This is a genomic window from Streptomyces sp. NPDC056161 (assembly GCF_042268025.1).
Lineage (GTDB): Bacteria > Actinomycetota > Actinomycetes > Streptomycetales > Streptomycetaceae > Streptomyces.
The window spans coordinates 1-21,434 of sequence record NZ_JBHJUV010000040.1 but is presented as its reverse complement, the minus strand read 5'-3'; the positions used below and the strand labels follow the sequence as shown (position 1 = coordinate 21,434).

Below are 21,434 nucleotides of genomic sequence, written 5' to 3'. Positions count from 1 at the left end.
GGAGTTCCCCGTGAGACCAACCCCCCACAGCTCCCTGGTCACGAGCGTGGTCGCCCTCGCGGCTCTGGCCGCCGTCGCGCTCCCGGTGTCCACGGCCGCCGCCGCGCCGACCGCGTCCGCGTCGCCGGCCGCCGTCTGCGCCCCCGCCCGGCCGATCGCCGACGGCGGTTCCGGGAGCGGCACTTCACCCGGGTCCCGGTCGTCGTCCGCAGCGCTCACCGGCTCGGCGCGGACCGCCCTCGGCGGCACCGGCCTCACCCGGCCGGACGGGGCCGGCGACGCCCCCACCGACACGCGCATCCGGCGCGCCACCGACCCGGCCGGGTGCGCCACGGCGCTGCCGGCGGACTCCACACGCACCCCGTCCGCACCCTCGTACACCGTCAGCCTCAGCAGCGACACCACCGGCTCCGTCTGGACCGGCCAGGAGAGCGTGACGTTCACCAACTCCTCCGCCACCGCGCTCGGCGAGGTGTACCTGCGGCTGTGGGACAACTCCCACGGCACCTGCTCGGCGATGCCGATCAAGGTCAGTGACGTCACCGGCGGCACGGCGGGCGCCCTGTCGGCCGACTGCACGTCCCTGCGGATCGCCCTCCCCACGCCGCTGGCCCAGGGACAGACCGCCACCATCGGCTTCGACCTGGGCATCACCGTCCCCACCGGCGCCGACCGGTTCGGCCGCGACGGGGCCTTCAGCTTCGTCGGCAACGCCCTGCCCGTCCTCGCGGTCAAGGACACGGCGGGCTGGCACCTGGACCCGTACACCGACAACGGCGAGTCGTTCTACTCCCTGGCCGCCGACTTCAAGGTGAGCCTCGACCACCCCAGCACCCTGCTGGTACCGGCCACCGGCCGGTCGACCGACACCCCGGGCACCGCCGGACGCACGGTCACCACCGCCACCGCCACCCAGGTCCGCGACTTCGCCTGGGCGGCCGGACCCTTCACCCGGATCTCCGGCACCTCGGCCGCCGGCACCCCGGTGAACGTCTACTCCGTGACCGGCATCAGCTCCTCCAGTGCCCAGTCCATGCTGACCACCGCGACCTCCGCCGTCGACGCCCACGCCGCCCGGTTCGGCGCCTACCCCTACGGCGAACTGGACGCCGTGATCGACAACAACTTCTGGTTCGGCGGCATGGAGTACCCCGGATTCGTCCTCGACGTGGTCAGCACCACCGCGCTCACCCATGAGATCGGGCACCAGTGGTGGTACGGCATCGTCGGCGACGACGAGTACACCAGCCCCTGGCTCGACGAGGCGTTCACCGACTACGCCACCGACCTGGCGCTGGGGAAGACCGGCAGCAACTGCTGGAACAGCGTCTCGTGGGCCTCGTCCACCGAGAAGATCACCAACTCGATGGCCTACTGGGACACCCACGCCTCCCGCTACTCCACCGTCGTCTACGGCTACGGCAAGTGCGCGCTGCACGACCTGCGGCGCGTCCTCGGCGACACCGTCATGGCGAAGCTCCTGAAGGACTACGCCACCGCGCACTGGTACGGAGTCTCGACCACCGCCGACTTCAAGGCCGCCGCCCAGGCCGCCACCGGCACCGACCTGACCTCGTTCTGGACCCAGCACCGCATCGACGGCTGACGACGGCGCGCGGGAGGCGGATCAGCGCGATCGGCGGGGCCAGTCCCGGTACCGGATCCGGGCCATGTCACGGACTTCGCCGATCGTGCCCCACTCGTTGCGGCCGAGCCGGGACAACGGACGCAGCCGCCCGATGTCCGGATGGCCGTCCACCAGGACGTCCTCGCTGACGGCGGCGTGCACCACCCGGCCCAGCACCAGAGTCGAGTCGCCGAGTCCCAGCGTCGTGTGCAGTGTGCACTCCAGCGCCACGGGCGAGGCCGCCACCCGGGGCGTGCGCACCCGCAGCGACGGCTCGCGCGCGACACCCACCGCGTCGAACTCGCCCTCCTGCCGGGGGAAGTCCGTCGCGGTCGCGTTGATCTGCTCGAACAGCGGCTCGGGCGCGAAGTTGACCACGAACTCGCGGGTCGCCTCGACGTTGCGCAACGAATCCTTGCGTCCCACCGAGGTGAACTGGACGATCGGCGGGTCGGTGCAGGCGACGGTGAAGAACGAGTGGGGCGCCAGGTTCGCCGTCTCGCCGTCCTCGGCGAGGGTCGAGACCCACGCGATGGGCCGGGGTACGACGACGGCGGTGAGCAGCCGGTAGAAGGGACCCGGACCCAGGGTGTCCGGTGAGTAGTCGACGCGCATGCCAGCACGCTATGCCCCGGGACGGGCGGACGCACCGGCAGCCCTCTCGCACGGCAGGAGGACGACCGGCGTACGGGCCGACTTTCGCCGACGGATCGCATCCTTGGGTCGCGGCACCGTGGACCGCCGGCGGACGGCGAGACGGCGGGCGGCCCGGCACCGTGACCGGATGGAGAAGACGAAGGGGATGGGCCGGGCCCGGTTCCTGGCCGCGGCGGCGTCCGCCGCCCTCGCGGGCGCGCTGCTGCCGACCGGACCGGCGCGAGCGGCCGGCAGCGGGCGCGGACTGCGGCACCGGGGTGTCGTCCACCGTCGGCGCGGGCGAGACACCGGGCACGGCGTTCAGCACCGCGCGGATGCGCGAGGACATCCGGGTGATCCGTGACCACCTGCACGCCGACACCGTCGAGGTCACCGGCGGCGGCGTGGAGCGCCTGACGGCCACCGCCGCGGAGGCCGCCGAACGAGGAGTGCACATCTGGCTCCAGCCGACCCTCGGCGATCTGCCGGAACGGGACGTGCTGGAACACCTCGCCGAGACCGGCCGGTTCGCCGAACGGCTGCGCCGGCACGGAGCGAGCGTCGACCTCGGCGTGGGCTGCGGGTTCTGGTTGTTCGTGCCGGGGATCGTGCCGGCGACACGGCCCCGGAACGCATCCGGAACCTGCTGGACGGCACGGTCGACCCGGTTCGTGTGCAGCGCCGCCTGGACCGCTTCACCGCGCGGGCGGCGAGGACCGGCGTTCGGTCTTCCAGGGCCGGCTGAGCTACGCGGCGGCCCAGGACGACGAGGTCGACCGGCGGCTCTTCGACGTCGTGGGCATCGACTACTACTCGCCGCAGGCCGCCGCGACCGACCGAGGGTTCGGCCCGGCAGCGACCTGGCGGCTTGAGTTCACAGGGTTCGCACAGCCGGGCCGGCCGTCACTCCTTGACCGCGCCCGCGTTGGCGCCCTGCACGAAGTACCGCTGGAAACAGAAGAACAGCACCGCGACCGGAAGGGTCGAGAGCAGGGCCGCCGCGAGTTTCAGCGGGTACTGGGTGCCGCCGCCCAGACCGCCGGAGACGAACCGGGCGAGCCCCGTGGTGAGCGTCTCGTACTGGGCGGACTGGGTGGCCACCAGGAAGTGCGTGAACTCGTTCCACGAACTCTGGAACGACAGGACGGTCAGGGTCAGCAGCGCGGGCCTGGCCATCGGCAGCACCACCGACCAGAAGATGCGCAGGATCCCGGCGCCGTCCACCCGGGCCGCCTCCTCCACCTCCCGCGGAACCGACTCGAAGAACTGCTTCATGATGAAGACACCCGCGGCGTCCACCAGCAGCGGCACGATCATCCCGGTGTACGTGTCGAACAGCCCGAAGGTGTTCAGCACCAGGAACTTCGGGATCAGCAGGGCCACCCCGGGCACCGCCATCACGGCGAGCACGAGGGCGAACAGCAGGGTGCGCCCGGGGAAGCGCAGCCGGGCCAGCGCGTACCCCGCCATCGAGTCGAACAGCACCCGCCCGGCGGTGACCAGGACCGCGACCACGGCGGAGTTGCCCAGCCAGCGCAGGAACGGCACCCCGTCACCGGCCTCGCTCAGCCCGAACAGCCGCTGGTAGGCGGCGGTCGTCGGGGTGAGGGGCACCAGCGACAGCGGATGCGCGGCGGCCTCCGGGTCGGTCTTGAAGCCGGTCACCAACTGCACCAGGAACGGCAGGACGTACAGCAGGCCGAGTCCGGCCACCAGGACGTGTCCCGCGATCCGCAGCGGCAGCGGATAGCGGCCGAGCACCGGACGCCGCCGCGTCCGGACCGCCCGTGCCGTCCGTGTCGTCCGTGTCGTCGATGTCATCGGTTCCTCCCCGCGGGGCGTGGGTCGCGCTCCCGCATCACCCAGCGCTGCACCGCGGTCAGCGTCAGGATCAGCCCGAGCATGATGAAGGCGATGGCCGCGCCCTGCCCGAAGTCGGAGCCGTCGAAGGCGGACGAGTACGACAGGAAGGCCGGGGTGAGCGTCGTGTTGCCGGGATTGCCCTGACCCATCACGTACACCTGGTCGAAGACCTGCCAGGTGGCGATCAGGCCGAGGGTGAGGACGAGGAACAGCACCGGCCGCAGCGCGGGCAGCGTGATGTGCCGCAGCATCTGGAAGCGGTTGACGCCCTCCAGGGCGGCCGACTCCTCCAGTTCGCGCGGGATGTCCTGGAGCGCCGCGAGGAAGATCAGCATGAAGGTGCCGGAGGTGGTCCACACGGCGAGCAGGATGATCGTGCACATCGCGACGGACGGCCCGGACAGCCACTGGAACCAGGACAGACCGAGGAAGGAGTGGTCGGCCAGCAGGCCGGGGGGACGTGCGGGGTCGACGACGCCCACGGCGTCGAGCAGCAGGGAGAGCACCCCGCGCGGGTCGGCGAACCAGTTCGGACCCTTGACCCCGACCCAGGAAAGCAACGTGTTCACGGCCCCGCTGCCCTGGAAGAGGAACAGGAAGACGGTGGACACCGCGATCGAACTGGTCACCGACGGGAAGAAGAACGCGGTCCGCAGCGCGCCGCGGGCCCGCAGCAGCCGCTGGTTGACGATGAGCGCCAGCACCAGGGCCAGGCCGGTCTGCAACGGCACGGTCAGCAGCACGTAGTAGGCGTTGTTGCGCAGCGAGGTCGCGAAGAGGGTGCGGTCCAGACCGTCCTCGGTCAGCAGCGTCCGGTAGTTGTCCAGGCCCACGAAGTCGGCCCGGCCGCTGAACGGATTCGACTGCCCGTCCCAGTGCAGCAGGCTCACCCACAGGGCCATCAGGATGGGCAGCAGCAGGAACAGACCGAGGACGAGCACCATGGGGCTGACGAACAGCCAGCCCCATGGGCCCTCGCCGCGGCGGCGCCCCGCGCGCGGGGCGTGGAGGGCGCGGGGCGCCGCGCTGGAACCGGTCCCGCCGGGCGCGTCAGGAGCGTCCGGGGAACCGGTCGACCGGGAGCGTGCCGCGGCGCGCGGCAGCCCGGAGCCGGAGGAACCGTCGCCGCGCGGGTGGTCCGCGGCGCGGGTGGTACGCAGGGACATGACGGCTCAGTCGCCCTTCGTCAGCGCCTGCTCGCCGTTGCGCTGCAGGGCGGCGAGGATCGTCTTCGGATCGGTGTCGCGCAGCGCCTGCAGATCGGTGTTGAACTGGCCGAGCACCTTGTCGAACCCGGCTATGGTCACCGGGCCCTGCGCGTACGCGGCGGAGTCCACCCACGCCTCGGCCGCCGGCGCCTGCCGCGCGTAGTCCGCCAGCGCGCTGGTGCGCGAGGGCATCACACCGAAGGCGTCCGCGAACTTCAGCTGCTGCTCGCCGGTACTGAGGTACTTCACCAGGTCGACGGCGGCCGTCCGGTGCGTGCTCTCCGCGGCCACGCCCCAGCAGTTGCTGAAGGCGAGCGAGCCCTTGCCGGCCGGTCCCGCGGGCAGTTCCACCACCTTGTAGCCGACGTCGGGGTAGTCGGCCTTCATGGCCCCGGCCAGCCAGTTGCCCTCGATGGTCATCGCGGCCTTGCCCTTGCCCAGGGCCTCGCCGCCCCAACTGGTGTCGACGTCCTGGGCGTACTTCATCGAACCCGACTTCAGCAGGGACCGCGCGAAGGCGAGCCCCTGCGCGTTGCCTGCGTCGTCGGCGGTCATCTTCGTCTGCCGCGGATCGGTGACCCAGCCGCCGGCCTCCTTCATGAAGACGCCGAGCCGCTGGTACTCGTTGGTGGTCACCAGCCCGGTCACCCCGTCGCCGGTGAGCTTGCCCGCGACCTGCTTCAGCTCGGCCCAGGTGGTCGGATAGTCCTGGTCGGTCAGCCCGGCCCGCTGCCACAGCTCGGTGTTGACGGCGAGCCCCAGCGTGGAGGTGTCCTTCGGCAGGCACACCAGCTTTCCGTCGTAGGTGAAGGAGGAGCGCAGCTGCGCCGAGAAGTCGTCCGCGTCCTCGATCCGGTCGCCGTACGCGTACAGCGAGCCCGCCTTGGCGTAGTTCGCGAACTGGTCGGAGTTGACGTAGAACACGTCCGGCGGCTTGTGCCCGGCGAAGGACTGGGCCAGTTGCTGGTTCATGTCCTTGGCGACCTCCACGGTCACCGTGTTGCCCGACTGCTTCTGGTACGCGGCGGCCGCGGCCTTGACGGCGTTGGTCTCCGCGTCGCCCGACGTGGCGATGAGCACCGTCAGGTGCTGCTTGGCGCCGGCGTCCTGCTTCGTCTCCTTGTCGTCGCCGAAACTCGACGAACAGCCGGTGACGGTCGTCAGCGCCGCGCAGGTGGCGAGGGCCGCGACGGCGGTGCGGGTGATCATTGCTTTCCTCCGTGTACTCGGTGTGGGTGCGGCTCCGCCCGGGTGCCGCGGGCACCCGGGGTGGGGAGGAGAAAGGGGGAAGATTCTGGGCGAGCGCCCCCGAGGGTGCGCCGGGAAGGTGGGTGACCGGTCGCCGCGCCGTCGCCCGGGGCCCGACTCCGAGCCGACATCGGGGACTCGGCACCGGCGGGAACGACGACAGAGCGCGGCCCGCTCGGCGGAGCGTCTAGCGGGCCACCGGTCCGTCCGGGGCCGGACCGGCGTGCTCGGCGTGCTCGGTGTCGGGAACGCTGTCGCGCAGGATCAGGGACGGCTTCAGCAGGACGCGTTCCGGGGGCGCGGCGGGGTCCGCCATCCGGGCCAGCAGCAGGCGCAGGCACTCCCGGCCGATGGCTTCCAGGGGCTGGTCGACCGAGGACAGGGCGGGCGAGACGAGCGCCGTGGTAGGGGAGTCGTCGAATCCGATCACGGCGACGTCCCGGCCCGGTGCGGCGCCGCGCTCACGCACCGCGTCGTAGCAGCCCATGGCCAGCGTGTCGCTGGCCGTGACCACGGCGGTCGCGCCCGCCTCCAGGAGCGGTTTGACCGCGTCGTGCGCGGCCCCGATGTCGTCCACGCTGTGCGCGCGCCGCCCGCGGGTGGCGAGTCCGTGCCGGCGCATGGCCCGCTGCCAGCCCTCGGCACGGTCGTCACCGACCCCCGAGCCGCGCGGCCACCCGAGGAAGGCGATCCTGCGGTGCCCGAGGCCGACCAGGTGCTCGACCGCGGCATCCGTGCCCGAGGCGCCGTCGACGTCGACCCAGTCGCCGATCGGACGTCCCGACCACATCCGGCCGAAGCCGACGAACGGCACGCCGCGCTGCGCGAGCCACGCCTGGCGCGGATCGCGGCGCGCGGTGCCGCTGAGGACGAAACCGTCGACCTCGTGGCGCCCGAGGAGTTCCTCGTACCCGTCCAGGGCGGGCTCGCCGGGCGGGCTCGCGAACAGCAGGATCCGGTATCCGGCGGTGTCGGCCGCCTGGGACAGGGCGTGCAGGAAGCGGTCCATGACCGGGGCCGTGGCACCGCGCGGGGCGGGCTGGATGCCGTAGCCGATCAGCTTGCTCGAACGGGTGCGCAGCGCCTGCGCGGCCCGGCTCGGGCGGTACCCCATCTCGTCGACGGCACGGCGGACCCGCTCCAGGGTCTCGGGGCGCAGCAGGTCCGGAGAGTTGAGCGCATTGGACACCGTCTGCGGGGAGACGCCGGCCCGGCGGGCGACCATGGCGAGGGTGACCGGGCCCTGGGCGGACGGGGAACGCGAGGTGCGGGACATGCGGAACTCCGACGAGAAAGGGCCGGATGAGAGCCCTGAGGACGAATTTGAGCGTTCCAAAGGCATTGTCATCGCGTTGACAAGGACATTAGTGTCTTTGGAACGATCTAACGCTGAGAGGTTCTTCTCATTTGGATACCACTGTCAAGCCCCAGGACGCAGACGACCCGGAAACGCGGGCCGCGGACCCGACCAGGAGACTGCAGCCGTTCCTGCACGACGCGGTCGTCGCACTCCGCGCGCCGAGCTTCGCCCTCTCCCGCCCGGACGGGCAGATCGAGCACGGTGTCGACGGCTTCTACCACGGCGACGTCAGGGCCCTGTCCAGGCTGACCGTCGCGGTCGACGGCATCCCGCTCGCGCCGGTCACGGGCGGCTTCGACGGCACCGACCGGGCGGGCTTCCGGGCCGTCCTGCGCGGGCTCGGCGAGACCACCGCGGACCCGGCCGTGGAACTGCACCGCCACCGCACCGTCACGGCCGGCCGCCTGACGGAGGAGTTCACCGTCGCCAACGCCGGCCGGCGCCGGGTGGCCTTCCGGCTGACCGTCACCGCGGCGACGGACCTGGCCCTCATGGAACGGGTCAAGACGGGCGAGCCCTGCCCCCTCGTTCCGGCCCGCGCGGCTGACGGAACCACGCTGACCTGGTCCGGTGACGCCGTCACCGTCCGCCTGACCGCCGACCCCGCCCCCGGCCTGCTCGACCCGGCGACCGGGCGCCTGGTCTACGACGTCGAGCTGGACCCCGGTACCGGCTGGACCATGACACTGCACGGCACGGCGGCACACGCCGACGGCGACCAGTTCCCGGCACCCCCGGCCGGCGCCGTACCGTGGCGCACTCCCGCCGTCCGCTCCGCGGACCGCCGCCTCGACCGCTGGGTGCGGCAGTCCCTCGCGGACCTCGACGGGCTGCGCCTGACCGACCCGCGGTCCAACGAGGGCGGCGCCGGCGGCGGTCGCGTGGACCAGTTCCTCGCCGCGGGCGCCCCCTGGTTCCTCACCCTCTTCGGCCGCGACTCCCTGTGGGCCGCCCGCATGCTGCTCCCGCTCGGCACCGAACTCGCCGCCGGCACCCTGCGCACCCTCGCCCGCCGGCAGGGAGCCGTCACCGACCCGGCCGCCGAGGAGCAGCCGGGCAAGATCCTGCACGAAGTACGGCGCGGCACCCAGGAGTTCACGGACACCTTCGCGCTGCCGCCGGTGTACTACGGCACGGTGGACGCCACCCCGCTGTGGCTCGTCCTGCTGCACGACGCCTGGCGCTGGGGCCTGCCCCCGGAGCAGGTCGAACAACTCCTGCCGCACGCCGAGTCCGCCCTCGCCTGGCTGCGCGACCACGGCGACGCGGACGGCGACGGCTTCCTGAAGTACGTCGACCTGACCGGCCGCGGCCTGGCCAACCAGGGCTGGAAGGACTCGGGCGACGCCGTCCGGTACCAGGACGGCCGCCTCGCCGAGCCGCCCATCGCGCTGTGCGAGGTACAGGCGTACGCGTACGAGGCCGCACGCGGCGGCGCGGCCCTGCTCCGGGCGTTCGGCCGGCCCGGCGCGGACGCCTGGGAGGAGTGGGCCGAACGCCTGGCCACGCGGTTCCGTGAGCGCTTCTGGACACAGGACGCGGCAGGACCGTACCCCGCGCTGGCACTGGACCGGGACGGCCGGCCCGTGGACGCGATCACCTCCCAATTCGGGCACCTCCTCGGCACGGGCCTGCTCGACCAGGAGGAGAGCGCACTGCTGGCCGCCCGGCTGACCAGCCCCGATCTGGACTCCGGGCACGGGCTGCGCACCCTCAGCTCCGCCGCCTCGGGCTTCAATCCGTACGGCTACCACATCGGATCCATCTGGCCGCACGACACGGCCATCGCCGTGCACGGCCTGGTCAGGGCCGGATTCGCGGACGCCGCGGCCTCCCTGGCGGCGAGCCTGCTGACCGCCTCGGCGGCCTTCGACGCCCGGCTGCCCGAACTGTTCGCGGGCCACGGCGACCAGGCCGGCCCGTGGCCCGCCCCCTACCCGGCTTCCTGCCGCCCCCAGGCATGGGCGGCGGCGTCCGCGGTGCACGTGCTGCGCGCGGGTCTCGGCCTGGAGGCGGACGTACCCGGCGGCACGATCACCGTGGCGCCCGGATTCGCCCGCGCCTACGGGCCGTTGACGGTCACCGGGCTGGAGGCCGGTGGGGAGCGGCTCGATGTCACGGTTGCCGCGGACGGCACGGTGAGCACACGGGCGCCCAAGGGCCTGCGGGTGATCACCGGCTGAGTGGGAGGGCCCCCGGCACCGCGGGCGCCCGGCGTGCCGGGGCGCCCTTCCGCGCGTGCGGACCGCCGCTCGCGGCGCGCGGGCGCCGCGCCGGGGCCGGGACGGAGCGCGGCACGGCCTCGTGGCACGGCCTCCCGTTACGGTCCCGGCTGATCGGCGTCGACGGGGTGCCGGGCGCCCGCCGCGGACTCCGCTCTCGGGGCCCGTCGGCCGAACGCGTCCGTGCCGTGGTGCGGTTCGCGGCGCTCGCGCGGCGGCGGATCGCCCCCGTGTGCGCTGTGGGCCGGGGTGACCGTGCTCACCTCCGGGGCCGGGGCCGAGGTTCCGGGCGTGGCCCTGACGACGGCGCTCGGCCTCGCGGTCGTAGCGCGGACCCGGACCGTCCCGCGCGCCCCGGATGCCGCGGTGCCCCCTGGCCGGTGCTGTGTCCTTCCCCACAATGCCCGGGTGAAGCGGCCCCGAGGTGGCGGCCGTCACTTCGCACCAGGGGCGTTTTGTTTACGTTCGTTGTGCTGTGACCGGTCCCCGATGAACTGCCGAGGTCCCCCCACCATGCCCCATGAGCCGTCACCCCCGTCCCCTCCGCGGCAGTCGGGAAAGCGCAGGCGCGCAGCGGCCGGCGTCACCGCCCTGGCGGCGTCGGTGGCGTCCTTCTTCTCGATCGGTGCCCTGGTCCCGGAACCCGCGGCCGCCGCGACGGCCGCGGCCCGGTCCGACTCCGCCACCGCCGGGTTCCTCGCCCAGGTGAGCCCGCAGGGCAAGGAACGGGTCACCGCCGCGGTGCTCGACCTGGACGCCGCGGCCCGCACCCCCACGGTGTACGGCGCCGGCGGCGCGTACGACACCGCGAGCATCGTCAAGGTCGACATCCTCGCCGCACTGCTGCTCAAGGCGCAGGACGCCGGGCGTGCCCTGACCGCGCAGGAGCGCGCCCTGGCCGAACCCATGATCGAGCGCAGCGACAACGACGCGGCCGACGCGCTGTGGCGGAGCATCGGCCTGGCCCCGGGCCTGGACGCGGCGAACAAACGCCTGGGGCTGACCTCCACCCAGGGCGGCCCCGGCTTCAAGTGGGGGCTCACCCGGACGACGGCGAGCGACCAGATACGGCTGCTGCGGGCGGTGTTCGCCCCGTCCTCCGGCGCGTCCGCGGGCACCGGAGGACTGAGCGCGGACTCCCGGAGCTACCTCCGCACGCTGATGTCCCACGTCGTGGACGAGCAGTCCTGGGGCGTCTCGGCGGCGTCGGCGGCCGGATCCGCCCGGGAGCTGAAGAACGGCTGGCTGGAACGGGAGACGACCGAACTGTGGGACGTCAACAGCATCGGCTGGATCACGGCGGGCGGGCACCATTACCTCGTCGCGGTCCTCTCCGACGGCAGCCCGACGATGGACGAAGGCGTCTCGCTGGTGGAACGCGCGGCCCGCACCGCGCTCGCTCCGGCGACCGCCGGCTGACCCGAGAGGACGGGCCCCGGCCGACGGCCGGGGCCCGCTGCGGTGCGCCGGTGGATCAGGCGGTGTGCAGGGTCAGGCCGTACCGGCTGAGGATCTCGTTGACGGGCTGGAACCAGGTCTCGCCGCCGGAGCTGCAGTTGCCCCAGCCGCCGGAGGTGACTCCCTGCGCCTGGTCGCCGCTGATGAACGAGCCGCCGGAGTCGCCCCCTTCGGCGCAGACGTTGGTCTTGGTCATCTGGTGCACCGCGCCCTGGCTGTAGTTGACGGTCTCGTTCTTCGCGAGCACCGTGCCGCAGTGCCAGTGCGTGGTCGATCCGGACCGGCAGATGGAGGCGCCGATCGGTGCCTCGGCCGAGCCGCGCACGAGCTGGTCGGAGACGGTGCCCCAGCCGAGCACGACCGGGACCGTCCACCAGCCGCTGCCCACGTTGACCCAGGCGTAGTCGTTGTCCGGGAACGACGAGCCCTGGAAGTTGCCGATGTAGCTGCCGTCCCAGCCGCTGACCCCGGCGCTGGGCTGGCCGCAGTGTCCGGCGGTGACGAACCCGCCGTACACGGAGAAGCCGATCGAGCAGCGGACGTTGCCGGTGTAGTACGGGTCGCCGCCCACGGTGCCCGCGGCCAGGGTCGCCGGCGCGCCGGGTATCGACTCGACGGTGACCGGGCCGGCCTTGCGGGCCCGGTCGACGAACGTACGGACATCGTTGTCAGTCTGCTGGCCCTCGGCGACGTTCACGACCACCGTGCTCGCCTGCGGGTCGACGTGCCAACTGGTGACGCCCGCCGGTGCGGTGAGCTTGTCGAGGCGCGCGAGGGTGGCGTCCAACTGCCGCGCGCTGTGCTCGACGGTGGTGACGGTCGCGCCGGTCGCCCGGATCGCCCGGCGGGTCCCGTCGGCGGTGCCGGGGGTGATGCCGACGGTGAGGGTGCCGCTTGAGGCGTCGAACCAGGAGCCGCCGAACGACGTCCCGGCGGCCCGGCGCGCCGCGGGCTCCGCGGTCGTCGCCCGCTGCTCGGCGGCGAGCCTCGCCTCCGCCTCGGCCTTGGTCAGGTGCAGGTCCTGCTGCATGGCGGTGAGCAGTGCGCCCGACGCGGGTGCCTCGGCGGACCGGGTCGCGGCGGGTGCGTCGCTGGCGGAAGCGGGCAGGGCGCCCGCCGTCACGCCGGCGCCGAGCATGAGCAGGACGGCGAGGCCGGCATGCGTGAATCTGGTGCGTCTCATGGGGGTTGCCCTTCGTCGTTCCAACGGGGTGGGGGTGGAACAGCAGAGACGGTGAGAGCGCTCTCAGCCGTGTGGCGGAGCCGAGCCTAGCCGCTGATCATGGGCAGGTCCATGCCAATGCGGCTCGTTCGTGACGGGGCGTCGGACGTCGGCGACGCCGGGGGAGGGCAGGGCGGGCGCGTCAGGCCGACCCCGCCCCGGGGGTGCGCGGCGCCCTCTTCCGGCGCCGGGCGGTCACGGATTGACGGCGTGTTCGGTGAACCGGCCGCAGGCACGGAAACCCAGCCGGTGGTAGACGGGCTCACCGTCGCCGGACGCCTGAAGGACCGCGACGCGCAGGCCCTCGGTCCGGGCCGTGTGCAGCGCGGCGAGGGTGACGGCCGTGCCGTAGCCGCGCCGCCGGTGACCCGCGAGGGTGGAGACGTTGTAGAGCCCGGCGACCCCCGCGTACGCGAAGACCTCGGCCGAGCAGACGGCACGGCCCGCCGCGTAGCCGACCAGGTAGCGGGCGGGGCAGTCCGCGGCGAGCGCCCGGGGCGCGGTCCGCGCGAAGAAACGGCGGACCGTCTCGGCGGGCGGACTCCAGTTCGCGGCGAGGACCGCCGCGTAGTCGTCAAGCTGCTCGGGCGTGGCCACCGGCCGGATGTCGAGCCCTTCGACGGTGGCCGGCGGCGGGGAGTCGTCCAGCCGCGCCCACATGGCCGTCTCCTCCTCGGCGGCCGGCAGACCGGCGGCGGACAGCCGGTCGGACAGGTCGGCCGGGGTCGAGTCGGGCCCCACCCACCAGGAGAAGCGGCGGCCGGTGGCGGCCAGCGTCCGCACGGTGCCGGCGATGCGCCGGGCGGCGTCGTCCGGCGTGAAGCGGGCCGCGGCGACGATGTTGAACGTGTCGTCGTCCAGGCCGCTGTCCGCGACCAGGAGATCAGCGCTCTCCGTGACCGTGGCGCCGCTCAGCCCGCGGTGCAGGTGGCAGGCGTGCTCGGCGAGGTTCCGCGCCATGCGGGAGGTCAGGTCGGCCGGGTCGATGAAGGCAACGTCCAACGGGGTCACGGCGGTCGACTCCATCACGATCGCGCGGGACGCGCATCCGATTTCCGGAGGGCGGACCATGCGTCCCCCCGGTGCCGGACTGTGCGTCTTCCGAGTGGCGGACCGCGTGTCCTCCGGGCCCGGAACGGGGGACTCGACTCCCGGTGCCGGACTGCGCCCGCCGGTCCGGCCGGCTGCCGTGGGTCCTCTTCGTGTCGGACCGCGCGCCACCGGTCTTCCTCGGTCCGGACTGCGTACCGCTGGGTTTCCTCACGCTCACGTCGTCGGACCGGGTGCCGCCGGTCCTCCCGCACGTGAGCGCGTCACCCGCCCGCCACCCGTGACGGACCGGCGGTCGGCGGCGGACCGTGGCGTGGACGCGGCGGACGGCCGCGGGGCGGCGGCCCGGTACACGAACGCGGGCGGCACGTTGGGCCACACCACCGGGCCGCGTTCGACCAGGGCGAAACGGTCGCGCAGATCGGCGACGAACCGACGGCCCGGCGGGGTCCAGGCGGCGTGCGGATAGGCGAAGGTGGTGAACCGGCCGCCGGGCACCAGGCTGCCGGCGACCGCGTCCAGCGTGCGATGCCGCTCCGCGGCGGGCATGACCGTCCACGGCAGGCCGGACACGATCGCGTCCACCGGACCGCCCGCCGCCCGCGCCAGGTCCGCGGCGGCGCCGGTGACCACCGTGAGCCGTGGGTCGCGCTGGGTGGCGGCCAGGCGCGCCGCGAGCCGCGGATTCAGCTCGATCGACACGAGCCGCGCGTCCGTGGGCAGCAGCCGCAGCAGGACATCGGTGAACACACCTGTCCCGGGACCGAGTTCGACGACCAGAGCGGCGTCCGCGAGACCGACGCCGTGGGTCATGGCGCGGGCCAGCCGCCGCGAACTGGCGGCCACCGCTCCGGTCATGAGGGGATGCCTGAGGAACTGCGTGGTGATCGACACGGCAGCCATGCTGGGCACCCGTGGCGTGGCCCGGCGTCGTTCTCCCGGTCCGTGCGGGTCCTCCTCGGGTAGTACCCCGGTGCAGCCCACGGGCTGACGTCCCGCCGTCCGGGACCGCCGTAGCGTGAGGCGGTGCTTCGTCTGATGGAGAGCCTGGCCGGGTGGCGTCGGCGCCATCCCCGGCAGATGGACGTCCTGCTCGTCGTGTTCGTCGCCGTACCGCCGGTGATCCGCGAGCAGCCCGGCTGGCGGCCCGTGTGGGCGCAGCTCACGGTGTACACGGCGCTCGTGCTGCCCCTGCTGTTCCGGCGCCGGTACCCGGTCGTGGCCGCGGCGCTCGTCACGGCCGCCTTCTGGGCGCAGTACCTGGGCGAGGTGTGGGGCCGGGAACCGGGGCGCGGAGCCCTCGCCATGGCCGCGGTCTTCTACACGCTCTCGGTGCGCGGGCTGTGCCGCGCCGCCATCGCGACGGCCCTCTGCGCGGGGACATGCGTGCTGGTGTGGATACCCGGCTGGGTCGCGGACCACCCGCGCGCCGGGGCCGGCGGCGACGCCTGGCTCACTCCGCTCTCCGTGGTCCTGTGGCTCACCGGGGCCTGGACCTTCGGCGCGTACGTGCGTGCCCGCCGCGCCTATCTCGCCGAGTTCGCCCGCCGCGCCGAACTCGCCGAGGCGCAGCGGCTGGCACTGGCCCGCGCCGCCGTGGCCGAGGAACGGACCCGCATCGCCCGCGAGATCCACGACGTGCTGGCGCACGGCATCACCGTCATGGTCCTCAACGCCGAGGGAGCCAGGCTGGCCCATCCCACCGACCCCTCGGCCCCGGACCGCGCGCTGCGCACCATCGGCGCCACCGGCCGGGCCGCGCTGCGCGAACTCCGCGGACTCCTGGACGTCCTGCGCGCCGACGACCCGACCGGCCGGACCGGGGACGCCGAGCGGGCCGGTGACCGCCGGGTCCGGGCGGGCGGGACCACCGGGCGCGGCCTGGCCCTCGACGACCTGCGCGTCCTGGTCGAGGGCCTGCGCGCCGACTGCCGCCTGGAGCTGACCGGCGAGCGCGACGGCGTGTCCGCGGCGGTGATCGAGCAGACGTACCGCATCGTGCAGGAGGCGCTCACCAACGTGGTCAAGCACGCCTCGCCCGACGCGGCCACCCGGGTCCGCGTCGACCTCGGCGACCCGGGACCGGAACGCCGGGTCCGCATCCGCGTCGACAACGCGGTGGGCACCGGGGCCGCGCCCCCGGCCCTTCCCGTCTCGGCGGGCCAGGGGCTCGTCGGCATGCGGGAGAGGGCGGCGCTGTACGGCGGGACCGTCGAGGCCGGCCGGCTGCCCGACGGCGGCTACCGGGTGGACGCCTGCCTGTGGCTGACGCCGTGTCGGCCCGCGGCGGTGAACCGGTGAGCGGAACGCCCGCACCGCACCGGGTGCTGCTCTGCGACGACCAGGAACTGATCCGGAGGGGACTGCGCATGGTGATCGACAGCCAGCCCGATCTGACGGTCGTGGGCGAGGCGGCCGACGGACGCACCGCCCTGGAGCGCAGCGCCGAACTCCGGCCGGACCTCGTGCTGATGGACGTACGGATGCCCGAACCGGACGGTCTGGCCGCGACCCGGCAGCTGTGTGCCCGGCCGTCACCGCCCAAGGTGCTGGTCGTCACCACCTTCGACCTCGACGAGTACGCCTACGAGGCGCTGCGGGCCGGAGCCAGTGGATTCCTGGTCAAGGACGCGCTCGGCGAGGAGATCCTGGTGACCGTCCGGGCGGTGCTGCGAGGGGACGTCATGATGGCGCCGTCGGCCGTGCGCCGCCTCGTGGAACGGTACGTCCTGCCCGCGCCGTCCGCCGTCCGGCGCGGCGGCCTCGCCCGGCTGACCGACCGCGAGCGGGACGTCCTCGCCCTCGTCGCCCGCGGCCTCAGCAACTCGGAGATCGCCGCCCGGCTGTGCCTCGGCGAGACGACCGTCAAGACCCATCTGGGCCGCATCCTGGGCAAGCTGGACCTGCGGGACCGCGTGCACGCGGTGATCTTCGCGTACGAGAGCGGTCTGGTCCGGGTGGCCGGCTGACCGGTCGCCGCGCGGGTGCCCGCCGGGGTGCAGCCGGATACGCCCGCGGCCGGATACGCCCGCGGCCGGATACGCCCGCGGCCGGATACGCCCGCGGCCGGACACGCCCGCGGCGGTCCTGCCACTCGCGCCGCAAAAGAGGCTGCGGCTGCGGCGGCCCGGTCTCGTAGTGTGGCCCCATGCCTCGTTGGGACCTCGACCGCTACCGGGCCGAAATCCTCACCCAGACCGCTCTGTTGCGGGACCTGCTGGCCGGCGCCGATCCCACGGTCCGCGTGCCGACCTGCCCGGAATGGAACCTCGGCCAGTTGGCGCGGCACGTGGGCGGTGCCCACCGCTGGGTGGAGACCATCGTCCGCACCCGGGCCACCGAACCGGTGTCCGACGCGCTCGTCAACGACGTCTTCGGCTACGGCGACGAGGACACGGCGGTGCTCGACGCCTGGCTGGCCGACGGCGCACGCCGGCTCGCGGACGCGTTCGCCGACGCCGGTCCCGACACTCGCGTGTGGACCGTCGTGCCCGACCAGCCCCTGGTGTTCTGGGCCAGGCGCATGCTGCACGAGACCGTCGTCCACCGCGCCGACGCCGCCCGGACCCTGGGCGTCGGCCACGAGGCCGCCGCGGCCGTGGCCCGGGACGGCCTCGACGAGTGGATGTCCTTCGGCGCGGTTCCCGAGGCGTACGACCCCGGGACCGACGAGCCCCTGCTCGGGGCCGGCCGCACCCTGCGCCTGTCCGCCACCGACGATCCCGCCGGGGACTGGTTCGTCGACCTCACCGGTGACGTTCCCCGCTGGCGGCACGCGGGCGACGCGGCAGCGGTCACCGTCCGGGGACCGGTCATGGACCTGCTGCTGCTCGTCTACGGTCGGCCCGTCGACGCGCGGACCGAGGTGCGGGGCGACCGGTCCCTGCTCGACCTGTGGCTGCGGCGGACGGGCTTCTGGCTGCACGAGTGACCCGGCGCGGTCGAACCGGCGCCGGACGCGCCGCGCCGCCGGACGTGTTCACCGCGCCGGTGGACGCGAGGTGCTGCCGATGCCCGATGCCCGATGCCCGATGCCCGATGCCCGACGTCCGATGCCCGGTGGCGTCGGCACGGTCGCTACGGCGGCGGTGTCGCCCGCAGCGCGCGCAGCACCGCCCAGACGACGGAGACGAGCGGGACCGCCACCACCGCGCCGATCACGCCCGCGACGATGCCGCCCGCGATGACGGAGACGGCGACGACCAGTGGGTGGAGCCGGACCGCCCAGCTCATCACCAGCGGGTGCAGCACATGGCCCTCCAACTGCCCGATGACGACGATGAGCACCAGGACCGCCGCCGCCGTGACGGGGCCGCGCCCGGCGAGGGCGACCACGGTGGCGACGCCGAGCGCGATGGGCGAACCGATGAGGGGCACGAACGCGGCGAAGAACTCAAGGAGGGCCAGCGGCAGCGCGAGCGGCACCCGTAGCAGGAGCAGCGCGGCACACACCAGCACCGCGTTGGTGGCGGCCACGATGATGATGCCGCGGGTGTAGCCGGCGAAGGTGTGCCAGGCCGCCCGGCCCGCGCGGTCCCACCCGTCCCGGGCGCGGGCGGGCAGCAACTGGTCCCGTGCCCAGTCCCACAGCCGCTCGCCGGAATGGATGAAGAAGACGGAGGAGAACAGCGCGAGGGCGATTCCGGTCCCCACCTCGATGACCCTGCCGAGACCGCTGACGGCGCGGCTGAGCAGACTCCCGCGGTGGGTGTTGAGGTAGTTCATCACCTGGCGTTGCAGGTCGGCGAGGCGGCCCCGGCCGAGCCGGAACGGCGGATGCTGGAGCCACTCCTCGATCCGGTGGATGCCGCCGCGGAACTCGCCCGCCAGCTTCGTCGACTCGCCGGCCACCGCGTTCCCCACGAGCGCGAACAGCCCGAGGACGACCAGCACGCTGCCGATGAGCGCGACGGCCACACTCAGCGGCCGCGGGAGCACGCGGCTCAGCAGGTCGGCGATGGGGCGCAGCACCGCGGTGAGGACGCAGGCGAGGAACAGGGCCACGGCGACGAGCTGGAAACGGCCCAGGACGGTGAACAGGCCGTAGACCGCGAAGCCGACGAGGATGAGCCGCCAGGCGTAGGCGGCGGCGACTCGCAGCCACGGCACCGTCCACTCGGCCGCTGCGGTCGTGACCTCCCGCGGTCCGGAGCGGGTGCGCGGGGGCAGCCGCACCGGGCGCGCCGGCCTGCTGCCCAGGACCGCACCCCGCGGGCCGCGCCCGCGGCCCGCGTCTCCCTTCCGTCCCTGATGACCAGTCATGTCTAGAGCACGGTAAGCGCAAGCGCGACCGCCGACGGGGTGCAACGCGCCCGGACGGACCGGGCGGCGCCGGCCCGGACGCCCGCCCGCGTCGTGGGCTTGCCCGTATGCGTCACGACTTCGTCTCGTCCGATCCTACGAACTTCCCGCGCCGGGGCTTCCCCTGCCACGTCTAATAGGAAACCTTCCTATCAATGCATGGCAGGCACCGAACCAGATTCCGAACCCCCCACCCCCACCCTCGGTTGGAGTCCCTGATGCATCTCGGCCATGACGCAGCATCATCGACCGGCGTGTCCCGCCGGACGTTCGTCGCCCTGACCGGAGCCGTGGCGATCGGCGCCCTCGTCGCCGTGCCCCGCGCCACCGCGGCGCCGGCGGCGGCGCCGGGCCTCGACGACCCGGCGAAGAAGGAGATAGGCATGAAGCTCGTGTCGAGCGCGGAGAACTCCTCGCTCGACTGGAAGGCCCAGTACAAGTACATCGAGGACATCGGCGACGGCCGGGGCTACACCGCGGGCATCATCGGGTTCTGCTCGGGCACCGGTGACATGCTCGACCTCGTGGAGCTCTACGCCGCCCGCAAGCCCGGCAACGTCCTTGCCAAGTACCTGCCCGCCCTGCGCCAGGTCGACGGCACCGACTCGCACGACGGGCTCGACCCGAACTTCCCGCGGGACTGGCGCACCGCCGCCCAGGACACCGTCTTCCAGCAGGCCCAGAACGACGAGCGGGACCGTGTCTACTTCAACCCCGCGGTCAGCCAGGGCAAGACCGACGGACTGCGCGTGCTCGGCCAGTTCGCGTACTACGACGCCATCGTCATGCACGGCGACGGGGGCGACGCCACCAGCTTCGGCAACATCCGCAAGCGGGCGCTGCGCTCCGCGAAGCCCCCGGCGCAGGGCGGCGACGAGACGGTCTACCTCGATGCCTTCCTCGACGCCCGGGTGTGGGCCATGAAGCAGGAGGAGGCGCACAGCGACACCAGCCGGGTCGACACCGCGCAGCGCGTCTTCCTGCGCGCGGGCAACCTGGACCTGAACCCGCCGCTGGACTGGAAGGTCTACGGCGACAGCTACCACATCGGCTGACCTTCGAGGGAACTGAGTGCTCTCGAAACGAGCAATCAGTTCCCTCTCGGTGCGCCCTCGTCCCGCCTGCCCTCCAACTGCTGCACGATCTGCCACATGGGCGTGCTGCTGCGGGTGATCACGACGAGGGTCTCCCCGGTGTCGCCCCAGGTGCGGTGGACGAGGTCGAGGGCCCGGTCGATGCCCGCGGCGGCGTCGCCACGGGCACCGGAACGCAGCCAGGCGCGCAGCCCGTAGTTGTGCGCGGCCACCACGCTCGCGGCGACCGTGTACGCGCGGACGTCACCGTCCGGCTGGGTCGCGAACCGCCCCCTGAGGTAGTCGGCGAGGGCCCGTTCGTAGCGCCGGACGACGGACGTCTCGTGGGTCTTGAGCGCCGGCACCTTGCGGGTGAGCGCGTACCGCCGCACCGAGAACTCGGCGTTCTCCGCGTACATGCGCATGACCAGCCGGGCCGCCCCGCAGGCGCGCGCGACCGGATCGGGGTCCCGGGCCCCGTCCGCCAGGTACGCGACCATGTCGGCCAGCGCCCCCTCGTGGTCGGGGAAGACGACTTCCTCCTTGGTGGGGAAGTACCGGAAGAAGGACCGGCGGCCCACCCCGGCCCGGCGCACGATGTCGTCGATGGTCGTGCTGTCGTAGCCGCGCTCCGTGAACAGGTCGAAGGCGGCGGAGACGAGGAGGTCCCTGATGGGGGTCTTCTCCCGGTCGTCGGCGGTCCCGGCGCCGTCCGTCCCGGCGCCGTCCGTCCCGGCGCGCGCCGTGCCGTCGTGAGCGGTGTCGTCGTGAGCGGTGTCGGCGCGCGGGGTGTCGTCGCGCGTCGTGTCCTCGTGCTGCTGGTCCGCCATGGCCCGAACGTACCTCTTCCCTTCCGGCATGGCACTCAATATGCATAATGAGGGTACTGAGTGCCACTCCATGGGAGAGCTGATGTCGGACTTCGACCTGTACCGCCCGTCCGAGGAGCATGGGATGCTCCGTGATTCCGTGCGTTCGCTGGTGGAGGCGAAGATCGCGCCGTTCGCGGCGGTGGTGGACGAGGAGGCGCGTTTTCCGCAGGAGGCGTTGGAGGCGCTGGTGGCGAACGATCTGCATGCGGTGCATGTGCCGGAGGAGTACGGGGGTGCGGGTGCGGACGCGTTGGCGACGGTGATCGTGATCGAGGAGGTGGCGCGGGGGTGTGT

The 21,434-nt window shown here is 73.3% G+C and carries 18 protein-coding genes and 1 pseudogene; 9 read left to right on the top strand and 10 right to left on the bottom strand.

Annotated features, from left to right (window positions below; all coding sequences use genetic code 11):
• The first annotated feature begins 10 nt into the window (after positions 1 to 10).
• Positions 11 to 1,606 (top strand): M1 family metallopeptidase, encoded by a 1,596-nt coding sequence (locus ACFC09_RS30995; protein WP_376533659.1) that lies wholly within the window; start codon positions 11 to 13, stop codon positions 1,604 to 1,606.
• A gap of 21 nt (positions 1,607 to 1,627) precedes the next feature.
• Here ACFC09_RS30995 and ACFC09_RS30990 read toward each other — a convergent pair whose 3' ends face one another.
• The gene (locus ACFC09_RS30990) at positions 1,628 to 2,242 is read right to left on the bottom strand and encodes a flavin reductase family protein (RefSeq protein WP_376533658.1); all 615 of its coding nucleotides are present in this window, start codon (positions 2,240 to 2,242) and stop codon (positions 1,628 to 1,630) included.
• A 169-nt stretch (positions 2,243 to 2,411) separates the two neighbouring features.
• Here ACFC09_RS30990 and ACFC09_RS30985 point away from each other — a divergent pair.
• Positions 2,412 to 3,079, top strand: a pseudogene (locus ACFC09_RS30985) (abortive phage infection protein); the annotation flags it as partial.
• 87 nt (positions 3,080 to 3,166) lie between these two features.
• Here ACFC09_RS30985 and ACFC09_RS30980 read toward each other — a convergent pair.
• From ACFC09_RS30980 to ACFC09_RS30965, 4 genes are all read right to left on the bottom strand, one after another.
• The gene (locus ACFC09_RS30980; RefSeq protein WP_376533657.1) at positions 3,167 to 4,084 is read right to left on the bottom strand and encodes a carbohydrate ABC transporter permease; all 918 of its coding nucleotides are present in this window, start codon (positions 4,082 to 4,084) and stop codon (positions 3,167 to 3,169) included.
• Positions 4,081 to 5,070, bottom strand: a complete 990-nt coding sequence (locus ACFC09_RS30975) for a carbohydrate ABC transporter permease (RefSeq protein ID WP_376533735.1) — start codon at positions 5,068 to 5,070, stop codon at positions 4,081 to 4,083. Before ACFC09_RS30975 ends, ACFC09_RS30980 begins: the two co-directional genes overlap by 4 nt.
• A 228-nt stretch (positions 5,071 to 5,298) precedes the next feature.
• Positions 5,299 to 6,543: an extracellular solute-binding protein gene (locus ACFC09_RS30970; protein ID WP_376533656.1), complete on the bottom strand. Its 1,245-nt coding sequence runs from the start codon at positions 6,541 to 6,543 to the stop codon at positions 5,299 to 5,301.
• Between the two features lie 226 nt (positions 6,544 to 6,769).
• Positions 6,770 to 7,858: a LacI family DNA-binding transcriptional regulator gene (locus ACFC09_RS30965; RefSeq protein ID WP_376533655.1), complete on the bottom strand. Its 1,089-nt coding sequence runs from the start codon at positions 7,856 to 7,858 to the stop codon at positions 6,770 to 6,772.
• Positions 7,859 to 7,989: 131 nt separating this feature from the next.
• Here ACFC09_RS30965 and ACFC09_RS30960 point away from each other — a divergent pair, with 131 nt between their 5' ends.
• Positions 7,990 to 10,125, top strand: coding sequence for a glycogen debranching N-terminal domain-containing protein (locus tag ACFC09_RS30960; protein ID WP_376533654.1), 2,136 nt, complete (start codon positions 7,990 to 7,992; stop codon positions 10,123 to 10,125).
• Positions 10,126 to 10,677: 552 nt separating this feature from the next.
• Complete coding sequence (locus ACFC09_RS30955; protein ID WP_376533653.1) at positions 10,678 to 11,583, top strand: serine hydrolase; 906 nt, start codon at positions 10,678 to 10,680, stop codon at positions 11,581 to 11,583.
• A gap of 55 nt (positions 11,584 to 11,638) precedes the next feature.
• Here ACFC09_RS30955 and ACFC09_RS30950 read toward each other — a convergent pair whose 3' ends face one another.
• The 3 genes from ACFC09_RS30950 to ACFC09_RS30940 form a co-directional block, all read right to left on the bottom strand.
• A complete protein-coding gene (locus tag ACFC09_RS30950) occupies positions 11,639 to 12,805 on the bottom strand; it encodes a S1 family peptidase (protein WP_376533652.1) in 1,167 nt (388 codons plus the stop codon).
• Between the two features lie 234 nt (positions 12,806 to 13,039).
• Positions 13,040 to 13,804, bottom strand: a complete 765-nt coding sequence (locus ACFC09_RS30945; RefSeq protein WP_376533734.1) for a GNAT family N-acetyltransferase — start codon at positions 13,802 to 13,804, stop codon at positions 13,040 to 13,042.
• Between the two features lie 306 nt (positions 13,805 to 14,110).
• A complete protein-coding gene (locus tag ACFC09_RS30940) occupies positions 14,111 to 14,797 on the bottom strand; it encodes a class I SAM-dependent methyltransferase (protein ID WP_376533651.1) in 687 nt (228 codons plus the stop codon).
• A gap of 123 nt (positions 14,798 to 14,920) precedes the next feature.
• Here ACFC09_RS30940 and ACFC09_RS30935 point away from each other — a divergent pair, with 123 nt between their 5' ends.
• The 3 genes from ACFC09_RS30935 (at position 14,921) to ACFC09_RS30925 (ending at position 17,825) form a co-directional block, all read left to right on the top strand.
• Positions 14,921 to 16,195 carry a sensor histidine kinase gene (locus ACFC09_RS30935; RefSeq protein ID WP_376533650.1) on the top strand — a complete coding sequence of 425 codons (1,275 nt, stop codon included), beginning with the start codon at positions 14,921 to 14,923 and terminating at the stop codon, positions 16,193 to 16,195.
• The gene (locus ACFC09_RS30930; RefSeq protein WP_376533649.1) at positions 16,192 to 16,863 is read left to right on the top strand and encodes a response regulator; all 672 of its coding nucleotides are present in this window, start codon (positions 16,192 to 16,194) and stop codon (positions 16,861 to 16,863) included. The genes ACFC09_RS30935 and ACFC09_RS30930 overlap by 4 nt, the downstream gene beginning before the upstream one ends.
• A gap of 179 nt (positions 16,864 to 17,042) precedes the next feature.
• The gene (locus ACFC09_RS30925) at positions 17,043 to 17,825 is read left to right on the top strand and encodes a maleylpyruvate isomerase family mycothiol-dependent enzyme (protein ID WP_376533648.1); all 783 of its coding nucleotides are present in this window, start codon (positions 17,043 to 17,045) and stop codon (positions 17,823 to 17,825) included.
• A gap of 146 nt (positions 17,826 to 17,971) precedes the next feature.
• On the opposite strand, the gene ACFC09_RS30920 is transcribed toward ACFC09_RS30925, so the two are convergent.
• Complete coding sequence (locus tag ACFC09_RS30920; RefSeq protein WP_376533647.1) at positions 17,972 to 19,156, bottom strand: AI-2E family transporter; 1,185 nt, start codon at positions 19,154 to 19,156, stop codon at positions 17,972 to 17,974.
• A 257-nt stretch (positions 19,157 to 19,413) separates the two neighbouring features.
• On the opposite strand from ACFC09_RS30920, the gene ACFC09_RS30915 reads away from it, so the two are divergent.
• Positions 19,414 to 20,250 (top strand): chitosanase, encoded by an 837-nt coding sequence (locus ACFC09_RS30915; protein WP_376533646.1) that lies wholly within the window; start codon positions 19,414 to 19,416, stop codon positions 20,248 to 20,250.
• Between the two features lie 35 nt (positions 20,251 to 20,285).
• Here the strand turns inward: ACFC09_RS30915 and ACFC09_RS30910 are convergent, their stop codons facing one another.
• Positions 20,286 to 21,098, bottom strand: coding sequence for a TetR family transcriptional regulator (locus ACFC09_RS30910; protein WP_376533645.1), 813 nt, complete (start codon positions 21,096 to 21,098; stop codon positions 20,286 to 20,288).
• 82 nt (positions 21,099 to 21,180) lie between these two features.
• Here ACFC09_RS30910 and ACFC09_RS30905 point away from each other — a divergent pair.
• The coding region (locus ACFC09_RS30905) for an acyl-CoA dehydrogenase family protein (RefSeq protein WP_376533644.1) at positions 21,181 to 21,434 on the top strand (254 nt) is incomplete at its 3' end.